Source organism: Oceanobacillus caeni, from assembly GCF_042678465.1.
GTDB lineage: Bacteria > Bacillota > Bacilli > Bacillales > Amphibacillaceae > Oceanobacillus > Oceanobacillus caeni.
This window is the reverse complement of sequence record NZ_JBHTKV010000047.1, coordinates 1-11,811: the sequence shown is the minus strand read 5'-3', so window position 1 is coordinate 11,811 and position 11,811 is coordinate 1. Positions and strand designations below refer to the sequence as shown.

Here is an 11,811-nt window from a genome sequence, read left to right as displayed (position 1 = left end):
CATTTATGATAGAGCGCCTTTTCTTTTTTTTCTAGAATTTTGTTTCAAATCCCCGAGAACTATTTTACACATAGTTCCTGTTTTTTCTACAATAAATTGCTTAATTTGAAGTGGGTTTTCTTCTTGTATTCACATTTCTTAGGTGTATGAAGCGCAACAGTTCTTACCGAAAAATTTCGTGTATAGATTATCTGTAGACAATAATACTAATGGGTGAAAGGAGAGTGCTAATGATGCCTAAAAAACAACAATTTCAACCAAACCCAGACGATCGTAGTGATAACGTGGAAAAACTACAAAATATGATTGAAGATACGATTCAAAATATCGAGAAATCTGAAGAAACTCTTGAGAATGCAAGTGGCGAAGATAAACAACAAATTATGTCTAAAAACAAACGAAGAGAAGAAGCTATAGAAGGATTTAGAGAAGAAATTAAAGATGAATACCATAGTTAAATTTTTACGAAGGCACCTTTATAACAGTTAAAGGTGCTTTTAATATGTAAAGAATAAATTCACTTTCATCTTTCATTCATGATAAAATAATTTGGAAAAGAAAACCTAATTTACTGGAGTTATTTTCAACCAGTCAAATAAAAGCCTAGCATCGTATATAAAGGAGAATAACATATGGCATTTGGTATCAAAAGAGAGGAACTAAAAGCTTGGAAGAAGACAGTGTCAAGTGGAAACATTGGTATTTTAACACATTTCTGGATGGATGATAGATTTCCGGATAGCTATTCTGTGACAAAAGTTGGTTGTACGAATATAGAAAAATTAACGAAATGGGGAGAACAATATGGATTAGATCCAAGATGGATACATAGAGATGAAAGATTCCCGCATTTTGATTTATTTGGGGAATATCAGAAGCAAGTATTAATGAACGAAAAACAGTGGGATCAATTAAAACGATTTAATTTAGATACACAAAAATAAAAAAGACGATATAAAGGAAACTTATTTTTTCCTCTTATATCGTCTTTTTAAAGGACTTTCTATTTTTTCTGGGACATAGTCTACTCCGCCCGGATGGAAGGGATGACATTTACTGATTCGTTTGATACTTAAATATGCCCCTTTTATCACTCCGAATTTTTGAAAGGCTTCTAAGCTATATGCTGAACAAGTAGGATAAAATCTACAAGTTGAAGGTGTGAAAGGACTAATGGCCTTTTGATAAAATTTAATTAAAAACATAAAGATGTATTTCATTACATTTCACCTGATTTATACATTAATCATTACAACATTACATCCACTTTATTTTAGGTTCCGTTCCATTTTTAATCCGTTTTAAATTTTCCCGATGTCGATAAAACACGAAAATAGTTAGAATTGATATAACAATCATTAAACCGATATCTTTGAAAAAAATGGATACTAATATAGTAACCACACCGGTAATCATGGAAGATAAAGAAACATATTTAGAAATATAAAGTGTTATAAGGAATGTTGTAACCATGATAATGAATAGTAAGGGATTGATACCAAGTATAATGCCTGCTGAGGTTGCAACAGCTTTTCCACCTTTAAATTTAGCAAATAATGGATATGTATGACCAATAACTGCAAAAATACCAATAATTAGTCGATTTATTTCCGCATCAAAGAATAAAGGAATAAGAACGGCAATCGTTCCTTTTAATATATCAGATAGAGTAACTATAATTCCTGCTTTTTTACCTAATACGCGAAATGTATTCGTAGCACCTAAATTACCACTACCATGTTCACGAATATCTATTTTAAAGCCTAATTTTCCAACGATTAGAGCAGAGGGAATTGATCCTAGCACGTAAGCTATTAGTCCAAATAACACATATTCCATGAATCAGTCCTACTTTCCGTATGAAATATTAATTTAAAGCTAATCTTATTTTAGCACGAAATAGTCATTAATAAAGAGAAACTTTCGTACAGATAACGTAATGCCTGGTAAAATCACTATAAATACTGTCAAAAAGAAGGATGAAAAGGTCGAACAAATGCGACATGTCATTTTCACCGGACTTTTTTGAACAACCTTTATAGGGATGGAAATTAAATGAAAAATGATAGGTAACTATGCTATAGTAAAAAGGGACAACTATTAAGATAAATGAATGTAACTAGGAAGACAAGCATTTTTTTAAATATTTTATATAGGAGGATTATATAATGACGTGGGAAAATCCATCAAAAGAGGAACTAAAAGAAATTTTAGAAACTAAAAAAACAATTGCCGTAGTAGGCCTATCTGATAACCCTGAACGTACCTCATATCAGGTTTCTAAAATAATGCAAGAAAATGGATATCGAATTATTCCAGTAAATCCAACAGTAGATGAAGTTCTCGGAGAAAAAGCTTATGCTTCCTTAACAGATATACCTGAGGAATTTGACATTATCAATGTTTTTAGAAGACCAGAACATTTACCAGAAGTTGCAAAAGAAGCTGCCAAAACAAATGCACGTATATTTTGGGCTCAACAAGGAATCGTAAATCAAGAAGCATATGATTATTTAAAAGAGCGAGATTTTACCGTTATAATGGATTTATGTATTAAAGTCGTTCATGCTGTATTGGTCACAAAATAAAGAAAGAAAAAGGATGACTTCATTTATGTCATCCTTTTTTTATGCATTAATAAAAATAAAGAAGACTCCATTGGTTGAGGGGTTCCTTTTTCCCTACTAGTCGAAATTAGATTTTACACGAATTGAGCAGGCTTACAATCATTTTCGCAAGATTAATTCGGATGGAATATGCATGAAACATGAGTTTATAGTATACTTGTAATCACGTTCAATTTAAATGTTAATATTAAAAAGTAATTTTTACCCAAATTTACAACACGAAACATTTGTTCTATTATAATGTATAAGAAGTGCGTGTTCAAAAAGGAGGATGAAAAGGACCAAGATCGGTAAATGCGAGTTCCTTAGTACCGAAGTGTCATTTTCACCGGATTTTTTGAACAACCTCTATAAGAATGTTCCAGATTTTGAGGGGAGAGAAAATTTATTGACTAAGCAATCTACTCAATATACAGATGATTCTATTCAGGTTTTAGAGGGCCTAGATGCTGTACGTAAAAGACCAGGAATGTATATTGGAAGTACAGACTCTAAAGGGCTTCATCACTTGGTATTTGAAATCGTTGATAACGCCGTTGACGAGGCTCTCTCAGGGTACGGTGACGAAATAGATGTAATCATTCATAAAGATAATAGTATTTCAGTAATTGATAAAGGACGAGGAATACCAACTGGCATGCACCGAACCGGTAAAACTACTCCAGAAGTTATATTTACCGTGTTACATGCTGGTGGGAAATTTGGACAAGGTGGATATAAATCCAGTGGTGGTTTACATGGAGTAGGTGCTTCTGTAGTAAATGCCTTATCGGAATGGTTTGAAGTAACGATTTATCGAGATGGACAAATCTTTTACCAACGTTTTGAAAAAGGTGGAAAACCAGTTGGAACACTTGAGAATAAGGGAACCACTAGGAAAACAGGGACCACGATTCACTTTAAACCAGATCCAACCATTTTTTCGACTACTACGTATGATTATGAGATTCTTTCAGAACGTTTACGGGAATCTGCTTTTTTATTAAAGGGACTTACCATTAAACTAAAAGATGAACGGAATGAAGGAAGAAATGATACGTTTCTTTATCCAAATGGAATCGAATCATTCGTGGATTACTTGAACGAGGAAAAGGATACATTACACCAAGTTGTTTCATTTGAAGGTGAAGACCAAGGGATTGAGGTAGAATTCGCCTTTCAATTTAACGATGGTTATACAGAAAATATGTTATCATTCGTAAACCATGTTCGTACGAAAGACGGAGGAACTCATGAATCAGGCGCAAGAACTGGTATAACGAGAACCTTTAATGATTATGCTAGAAGGGTTTCTTTATTAAAAGAAAAAGATAAAAATTTGGACGGATCTGATATTAGAGAAGGCATGTCTGCTATTATTTCTGTTCGAGTTCCTGAAGATAAGTTACAATTCGAAGGGCAAACAAAAGGAAAATTAGGGACAACGGAAGCAAGATCTGTAGTTGATGCTGTTGTTTCAGAACATCTAGCTTATTTCTTAGAAGAAAATGCTGATACAGCTAGTATGTTAATTAAAAAAGCCATTAAGGCTAAAGAAGCAAGAGAAGCGGCGAGAAAAGCTAGAGAAGAAGCACGTACAGGTAAAAAACGTAAACGTAAAGAAACAATTCTTAGTGGAAAGCTGACTCCCGCACAATCGAAGAACCCAAAACGAAATGAACTTTACTTAGTGGAGGGTGATTCTGCTGGTGGATCCGCGAAACAAGGTAGAGATCGAAAATTTCAAGCAGTACTTCCACTAAGAGGTAAAGTTATTAATACGGAGAAAGCTAAGCTTCAAGATGTATTTAAGAATGAAGAAATTTCAACGATCATTCATACAATTGGTGCAGGAGTCGGTACAGACTTTAATATAGAAGATGTTCAATATGATAAAGTAATCATTATGACAGATGCCGATACGGACGGTGCCCACATACAAGTTCTTTTACTTACCTTTTTCTACCGTTATATGCGCCCATTAATTGAGGCAGGTAAAGTATATATTGCATTGCCACCACTCTTTAAAATATCAAAAGGAAAAGGAAAGAATGAAAAAATAGCTTATGCCTGGAATGAAGATGAAATGAAAAACGCTGTTCGAGAATTTAAAAACGGCTATATGATTCAACGATACAAAGGTTTAGGTGAAATGAACGCGGATCAGCTATGGGAAACGACCATGTCTCCTGAAACCCGTACATTAATTCGGGTATCAATTGATGATTTAGCTCGTGCAGAACGACGTGTAACAACGTTAATGGGAGACAAGGTCGAGCCGAGAAGAAAATGGATTGAATCCCATGTAGAATTCGGTTTAGAAGAAGCTGATACGATATTGGAAAATGATAAAATTTCAAGGAATTAAGGGGGGATTGTTTTGTCAGAAGCAGAACAATTTCTAGATCTTCCATTAGAAGAAGTAATTGGTGACCGCTTTGGAAGATATAGTAAGTACATTATTCAGGATAGAGCACTACCTGATGCAAGAGATGGATTAAAACCAGTACAAAGAAGAATTTTGTATGCCATGCATGTTGAAAAAAATACCCATGATAAAGCATTTCGAAAATCTGCCAAAACGGTTGGTACGGTTATCGGTAATTACCATCCACATGGAGATTCATCTGTATATGAAGCGATGGTTCGTCTAAGTCAAGACTGGAAAAATCGAAATGTGCTTATTGAAATGCATGGGAATAACGGGAGTATAGACGGGGATCCACCGGCAGCGATGCGTTATACGGAAGCGAGACTTGCGGCTATATCTTCTGAATTGTTGCGTGATATTGATAAAGAAACAGTAGAATTTATTCCTAACTTTGATGAATCTACTGAAGAACCGGTTGTACTCCCAGCTAAGTTTCCAAACTTACTTGTGAATGGATCGACAGGAATATCAGCTGGATACGCGACAGATATACCACCGCATAATTTGGCAGAAGTAGTAGATGCGGTTATTATGAAAATTGATAATCCTTCAGTAACAGTAGAGCAACTAATGACTGCAATCAAGGGACCTGATTTTCCAACAGGTGGAATTATTCAAGGTGTAGAAGGAATTAAAAAGGCATACGAAACAGGTAAAGGGAAAATTGTCGTTCGTGGAAAAACGAAGATTGAATCCATTCGAGGAAATCGTGAACAAATTGTCATTGATGAAATTCCTTTTGAAGTAAATAAGGCAAATTTAGTGAAAAAAATGGATGAATTGCGCCTAGATCGAAAGGTAGAAGGGATTGCGGAAATCAGGGACGAAACAGATCGGACTGGGTTAAGAATCGTTGTAGAGCTAAAAAAAGAGGTAAATAGTGAAGGAGTCTTGAATTATCTATTCAAGAATACAGACCTACAAGTTACCTACCACTTTAACATGGTTGCCATCGAGGATCGTACACCAAAATTACTTTCCCTTCCACAAATTCTAGATGCATATATTAACCACCAAAAAGATGTCGTTACAAGACAAACAAAATTTGATTTGAAAAAGGCAAGAGATCGGGCGCATATTGTGGAAGGTTTAATCAAGGCCATATCCATTCTCGATGAATTAATTGCTACCATTCGTGCATCTAAAGATAAACAAGATGCGAAAAGGCAAATTATTGCTAAATATGATTTTACGGATGCACAAGCCGAAGCAATCGTGATGTTACAGCTATATCGTTTAACAAATACGGATATCACACAGTTAGAAAAAGAAGCAGATGAATTAAAAAATGAAATTAATCGATTGGAAGAGATTTTAAACAGTGAAAAGAAATTATCTCAAACAATCAAAAAAGATTTAAAAAATATTAAAAAGATCTTCGCTGATCAAAGAAGAACGGTTATAGAAGATGAAATTGAAGAAATAAAAATAGATATTGATGTGATGGTGGCAAGTGAAGATGTTCTTGTATCTGTGACAAAAGATGGATACATAAAACGTACAAGTCTTAGATCGTATAGTGCTTCAAATGGTGAGGATTTTGCTATGAAAGATCGAGACCATATCATAAGCTTACTCGAAATAAATACAACAGATCAGATATTAATTTTTACAAATAGAGGTAGATATCTATCCATCCCTGTTCATGAATTACCTGATATTCGTTGGAAGGACATGGGTCAACATCTTTCTAATTTAGCTACATTAGAAAAAGATGAACATGTTGTCCAATGTATCCCAATTCGTGAATTTACAGATCAAGCGTATCTAGTCTTCTTTACGAAGAATGGAATGGTGAAGCGTAGTGAATTAAAACTTTATAACGCACAAAGATATTCTAAAGCACTCATTGCTTTAAACTTAAAAGGTGAAGATGAACTTGTAAATGTCTTTGAAACGAATGGCTGTTGTGATGTCTTTATTGCTTCCAATAAAGGTTATGGATTATGGTATCATGAATCAGAAATAAATATAGTTGGCCAAAGAGCGGCAGGAGTAAAAGCAATACAATTAAAAGATGACGAATATGTAGTAAATGGTCAAGTATTTGATGAATTATCTGAACCATCACTAGTTGTCGTTACGCAACGTGGAGCATGTAAACGAATGAAGCTTAATGAATTTGAGAAAACGAGCCGTGCAAAACGTGGTTTAGTTATGTTAAGAGAATTAAAGAGTAAGCCGCATCGCATAAAAGGTTTCTTTGTTGTACATGAAAATGAGAGCTTAGAATTTATGACAGAAGATGGAGAAATGCATCGCGTCTATCCGTTAGAGTTAACAACGAGTGATCGATATAGCAATGGATCCTTTATTATCGATAGTGATAGACATGGAGAAGTAACAGAAGTATGGAAAGAATCTGCGTATCAAGTACCATTTAATGAATCAAATGAGTAAGTCTGTAATATGATTTAATGTAAGCCTCAGTCTATAATGTATGAAATGAGGTTGGGACAAAAATGTTTTATCAAAAGGGAAATCCGATCTTTACAGAAGTTATGGAGTAGATAAACCGCTCTGGAAATTCTGTGGGATTGTTCGTCTTTTGAGTTAAACATTTCGTTATGTCCCAACCTTATTTTGAATAAAAGGTAAAGAGGTGCATAGTTATGGACTTTGAGTTAACGAAAGAGCAAAAGATGATTCAATCCGTGGTTCGGGAATTTGCCGACCGAGTTATCCGTCCGAGGGCAATTGAGATTGATAAAGATGCGAAGTTTCCCTTAGATATTTTTCAAAAAATGGGAGAGCTAGGATTTATGGGGATTCCTTTTCCTGAACAATATGGAGGATCAGGAGCAGATACCATTTCGTATGCCATTTGTGTAGAGGAAATTGGAAACGCTTGCGGTAGCACTGGACTTAGTTATGCCGCTGCCGTATCACTTGGAGCAAGTCCATTCTATTATTTTGGGACAGAGAAACAAAAACAAACATATTTAACCCCACTTGCGGAAGGTAAATATTTAGCTTCTTTTGGACTAACGGAGCCAAATGCAGGTTCGGATGCAGGTGGAACAAAAACTACCGCATACTTAGATGGAAATGAATATGTCATCAATGGAGAAAAGTGCTTTATCACAAATGCTAGCTATGCTGAATTATTAATTGTTACAGCAGTGACTGGAAAAAATGAAAAAGGAAGAAATTTAATAACTGCTTTTATTGTTCCAACTAACACAGATGGAGTATCGATTACAAGTGATTATGATAAGATGGGTGTCCGTGGATCGGATACCGCGCAAATTGTATTGGAAAATGTTCGAGTATCGAAAGAGAATATATTAGGAAAACCAAACAAGGGATTCAATCAATTCCTGCAGGCGTTGGATGGGGGAAGGATTTCGATTGGAGCACTTGGATTAGGTGTGGCCCAGGCATCTTTGAATAGGGCATTACAATACGCAAAAGAAAGAAAGCAATTTGGAAAACCGATAGTCAAATTTCAAGCCATTCAATTTAAATTAGCGGATATGGCAATGGAAATTGAGCTTGCTAGAAACATGGTATACAAGGCAGCATGGTTAAAAGATAACGGTAAACCTTTTGGTAAAGAAGCGGCTTATGCCAAGTTATTTGCAACGGAGACTGCATTTAGAACTGCGAACCAAGCAATCCAAATACTTGGAGGAAACGGTTATATGAGAGAGTATGAAGTAGAGAGATATTTACGAGATGCTAAATTATTAGAAATAGGAGAGGGAACGTCAGAGATTCAAAGATTAATTATTGCTAGAGAATTAGGTTGTTAGAACCATATGATGCAAGATATTTTACTAAGATTTCTTACTACCATTAACCCACTAAATGAAATAACTGCTCATAGTAATTATAGAGTTACCCCACTATATGATCCCATAATTGATGTAAATGAGAAAACGAGAGATGTTTCCTAATAACTCTCCTAAAGTCTGTTCTTAAAATGGAGTAGAAATAATAAAAATGTAATACAACGACTTCTTTATTCGAGGAGGAATAGGTGTGCACGAATTAAAAGCGATGATGGCTGGAAGTGTTTGGGAAGTTTATGTAAAGGTTGGGGATAAGGTTGAAGAAGGTCAAGATGTCGTTATTTTAGAATCAATGAAAATGGAGATTCCAATTGCCTCCGATGTATCAGGGACGGTCAAAGAGGTTAGAGTTTCTAAAGATGATTTTGTAAACGAAGATGATGTCTTGGTTGTATTAGAGTGATAAATAGTCGCTTTTGTTTTCTGAAAATAGTAAAGTGCGTTCCTAATTTTGATAGTGAAGATTGATAAATAAAAGAAAAGAGGATGGGTAATGATTGAGCTTGAGATAAAAGATGAACATATTGCTTTAATTACCTTAAATCGTCTAGAGGCAGCAAATGCATTGTCGACGTCTTTTCTTGACTTACTCAATGAGAAAATAAATTTAATTAACAAGAATCCAAACATATACTGTGCCATCCTAACAGGTGCGGGTGAAAGAGCTTTTTGTGCAGGTGCTGATTTAAAGGAACGGAAGAGTATGACAAATAGTCAAGTGATCGACGCGGTTCATTATATTGGTGAAACAATGTCAAAAATAGAGAAGCTACGTATGCCGGTCATTGCGGCTATAAATGGAGTGGCTTATGGTGGGGGTCTCGAACTTGCCTTAGCTTGTGATTTACGGATTGCAAGCTCCCATGTAAAGCTAGGACTAACTGAGACATCGCTTGCCATTATTCCAGGAGCTGGAGGTACACAGAGGTTGCCAAGATTAATAGGGAAAGGACAGGCTAAACGACTTATTTATACGGCAAAGCCAATCACTGCAGATGAAGCGTTATCGATTGGTTTGGTAGAACAAGTTGTGGAGAAATATGAACTGCTTACTACCGCTATGTTATTAGCGAAAACTATTTCTAATAACGGACCAATCGCTATACAACAAGCAAAACTGGCAATGGATAAAGGGGTGGAAACAGATTTAAATACCGGACTAACGATTGAGTATTTAGCCTACCGAGAAACCATTCCCACAATAGATAGATTAGAAGGATTAAAAGCTTTTGCAGAAAAACGAAAACCATATTATAAAGGGAAATAAGGAAAAGGAGGTTAGAACCTGTGTCTGGAACCGAAGATTTCAAACAAATGAAAGAAAGAATAGAAAGAGGAGGTTCTGAAAAATATCATAAGGCAAATGAAAATAAAGGGAAATTGTTCGTTCGCAAACGTCTGGAACTTTTATTGGATGATGGGATAGATGTAGAGGATGCCTTCTTTGCGAATGGCCTTGACGGAAATTTCCCTGCAGATGGAGTAGTTACAGGGATAGGACAAATAAATGGTCAAAAGGTTTGCGTAATGGCAAACGATTCTACTGTCAAAGCAGGGTCATGGGGAAAAAGAACGGTAGAAAAGATTTTGCGAATTCAAGAAACGGCTATGAAATTAGAAATTCCGATTTTCTATTTAGTAGACTCGGCTGGTGCACGAATCACGGATCAAGTCGAAATGTTTCCAGGTAGACGAGGTGCAGGACGAATTTTTCATAATCAAATCAAATTATCCGGCCGTGTACCACAAGTTTGCTTATTATTTGGTCCATCGGCGGCAGGTGGGGCATATATCCCTGCTTTTTGTGACGTCGTTATCATGGTAGAAGGGAATGCGTCGATGTATTTAGGCTCTCCGCGAATGGCTGAAAAAGTAATTGGAGAAAAAGTGACGTTAGAAGAAATGGGTGGGGCAAAAATGCATGCGAGTGTTTCAGGGGTTGGGGATGTATTAGTTCAATCAGAAGAAGAAGCCATTACATTTGCACGTAACTATATAGCCTATTTTCCAGCTAATTTCAGGAGTAAGCCTACAATGAAACAAGCGATTGAAGTAAAACCATATGATAAACCTATATCGGAATTAATCCCTAAAAATCAAAATGCACCGTTTAATATGTATGATTTAATCAATCGAATTATAGACGAAGATAGTTTTTGTGAGATTAAAAAATTATTTGCACCGGAACTAATAACTGGACTTTCACGGATAGGTGGTCGAGTAATCGGTGTGATAGCGAATCAGCCTCGCGTAAAAGGTGGAGTTCTGTTTACAGATACAGCTGATAAAGCAGCTAAATTTATACAATTATGTGATGCGTTCCATATTCCACTCCTTTTCTTAACAGATGTTCCGGGATTTATGATAGGGACAAAGGTAGAACGACAAGGAATTATCCGTCATGGCGCAAAAATGTTATCCGCTATGAGTGAAGCTACTGTTCCTAAGATATCCGTTATCGTAAGAAAAGCGTACGGAGCGGGATTATATGCGATGGCTGGTCCTGCTTTTGAACCAGATTGTGTGCTGGCTTTTCCCCGTGCGCAAATTGCGGTTATGGGTCCGGAAGCGGCAGTAAATGCAGTATATGCGAATAAAATAGCACAACTTCCAGAAGAAGAACAATTAGCATTTATAAAGGAAAAGCAAGATGAGTATCGTGAAGAAATCGATATTTATCGATTAGCATCGGAAATGGTGATTGATGATATTATTCATCCCGACACATTAAGAGAAGAGTTAATGAAGAGGTATTCCATTTATCAAGATAAAAATGTCCGATTTACAGAAAGAAAACATGGTGTATATCCAGTTTAATGGAAAATGAACACAGTAAAGGTAGCCTATTTTTGGCTACCTTTATTAAGTTTACGATAATTATATTATGTAAACAAAGGTGAAGTTTTAACGCACTTCCGAAAGAAGTCTCCCTCTTCAAGCGTGTGAAGGGCGTAGCCCAATGATAAGGGGGAGATGAATT

The 11,811-nt window shown here is 35.8% G+C and carries 11 protein-coding genes; 9 read left to right on the top strand and 2 right to left on the bottom strand.

Annotation, left to right across the window (positions count from 1 at the left end; translation table 11 throughout):
• Positions 1 to 230 precede the first annotated feature (230 nt).
• Together tlp and ACFQ18_RS17520 are read left to right on the top strand one after the other, a co-directional pair.
• The gene (gene tlp / locus ACFQ18_RS17525; protein WP_047186470.1) at positions 231 to 458 is read left to right on the top strand and encodes a small acid-soluble spore protein Tlp; all 228 of its coding nucleotides are present in this window, start codon (positions 231 to 233) and stop codon (positions 456 to 458) included.
• Positions 459 to 632: 174 nt separating this feature from the next.
• Positions 633 to 944 carry a hypothetical protein gene (locus ACFQ18_RS17520; RefSeq protein ID WP_047186471.1) on the top strand — a complete coding sequence of 104 codons (312 nt, stop codon included), beginning with the start codon at positions 633 to 635 and terminating at the stop codon, positions 942 to 944.
• A gap of 21 nt (positions 945 to 965) precedes the next feature.
• Here the strand turns inward: ACFQ18_RS17520 and yidD are convergent, their stop codons facing one another.
• On the bottom strand, positions 966 to 1,220 hold the full coding sequence (gene yidD, locus ACFQ18_RS17515; RefSeq protein ID WP_047186472.1) for a membrane protein insertion efficiency factor YidD: 255 nt from the start codon (positions 1,218 to 1,220) through the stop codon (positions 966 to 968).
• Between the two features lie 37 nt (positions 1,221 to 1,257).
• The gene (gene plsY / locus ACFQ18_RS17510; protein ID WP_060669303.1) at positions 1,258 to 1,839 is read right to left on the bottom strand and encodes a glycerol-3-phosphate 1-O-acyltransferase PlsY; all 582 of its coding nucleotides are present in this window, start codon (positions 1,837 to 1,839) and stop codon (positions 1,258 to 1,260) included.
• Between the two features lie 329 nt (positions 1,840 to 2,168).
• Between plsY and ACFQ18_RS17505 the strand changes: the two genes are divergently transcribed.
• The 7 genes from ACFQ18_RS17505 (at position 2,169) to ACFQ18_RS17475 (ending at position 11,648) form a co-directional block, all read left to right on the top strand.
• Positions 2,169 to 2,588, top strand: a complete 420-nt coding sequence (locus tag ACFQ18_RS17505) for a CoA-binding protein (RefSeq protein ID WP_047186474.1) — start codon at positions 2,169 to 2,171, stop codon at positions 2,586 to 2,588.
• 427 nt (positions 2,589 to 3,015) lie between these two features.
• Positions 3,016 to 4,974: a DNA topoisomerase IV subunit B gene (gene parE / locus ACFQ18_RS17500; protein ID WP_047186480.1), complete on the top strand. Its 1,959-nt coding sequence runs from the start codon at positions 3,016 to 3,018 to the stop codon at positions 4,972 to 4,974.
• 12 nt (positions 4,975 to 4,986) lie between these two features.
• A complete protein-coding gene (parC, locus tag ACFQ18_RS17495; RefSeq protein WP_204798804.1) occupies positions 4,987 to 7,437 on the top strand; it encodes a DNA topoisomerase IV subunit A in 2,451 nt (816 codons plus the stop codon).
• Between the two features lie 212 nt (positions 7,438 to 7,649).
• Positions 7,650 to 8,792 (top strand): acyl-CoA dehydrogenase family protein, encoded by a 1,143-nt coding sequence (locus tag ACFQ18_RS17490; RefSeq protein WP_204798805.1) that lies wholly within the window; start codon positions 7,650 to 7,652, stop codon positions 8,790 to 8,792.
• A gap of 229 nt (positions 8,793 to 9,021) precedes the next feature.
• Positions 9,022 to 9,234, top strand: a complete 213-nt coding sequence (locus ACFQ18_RS17485; protein ID WP_060669178.1) for an acetyl-CoA carboxylase biotin carboxyl carrier protein subunit — start codon at positions 9,022 to 9,024, stop codon at positions 9,232 to 9,234.
• Positions 9,235 to 9,324: 90 nt separating this feature from the next.
• Positions 9,325 to 10,098 (top strand): enoyl-CoA hydratase, encoded by a 774-nt coding sequence (locus ACFQ18_RS17480; RefSeq protein WP_047186479.1) that lies wholly within the window; start codon positions 9,325 to 9,327, stop codon positions 10,096 to 10,098.
• Positions 10,099 to 10,145: 47 nt separating this feature from the next.
• Positions 10,146 to 11,648 (top strand): acyl-CoA carboxylase subunit beta, encoded by a 1,503-nt coding sequence (locus ACFQ18_RS17475; protein ID WP_204798806.1) that lies wholly within the window; start codon positions 10,146 to 10,148, stop codon positions 11,646 to 11,648.
• Positions 11,649 to 11,811 lie beyond the last annotated feature (163 nt).

Coding starts and splice junctions, on each gene's coding strand:
- tlp (WP_047186470.1), top strand. CDS start 231: ATGATGCCTAAAAAACAACAATTTCAACCAAACCCAGACGATCGTAGT.
- ACFQ18_RS17520 (WP_047186471.1), top strand. CDS start 633: ATGGCATTTGGTATCAAAAGAGAGGAACTAAAAGCTTGGAAGAAGACA.
- yidD (WP_047186472.1), bottom strand. CDS start 1,220: ATGAAATACATCTTTATGTTTTTAATTAAATTTTATCAAAAGGCCATT.
- plsY (WP_060669303.1), bottom strand. CDS start 1,839: ATGGAATATGTGTTATTTGGACTAATAGCTTACGTGCTAGGATCAATT.
- ACFQ18_RS17505 (WP_047186474.1), top strand. CDS start 2,169: ATGACGTGGGAAAATCCATCAAAAGAGGAACTAAAAGAAATTTTAGAA.
- ACFQ18_RS17490 (WP_204798805.1), top strand. CDS start 7,650: ATGGACTTTGAGTTAACGAAAGAGCAAAAGATGATTCAATCCGTGGTT.
- ACFQ18_RS17480 (WP_047186479.1), top strand. CDS start 9,325: ATGATTGAGCTTGAGATAAAAGATGAACATATTGCTTTAATTACCTTA.
- ACFQ18_RS17475 (WP_204798806.1), top strand. CDS start 10,146: ATGAAAGAAAGAATAGAAAGAGGAGGTTCTGAAAAATATCATAAGGCA.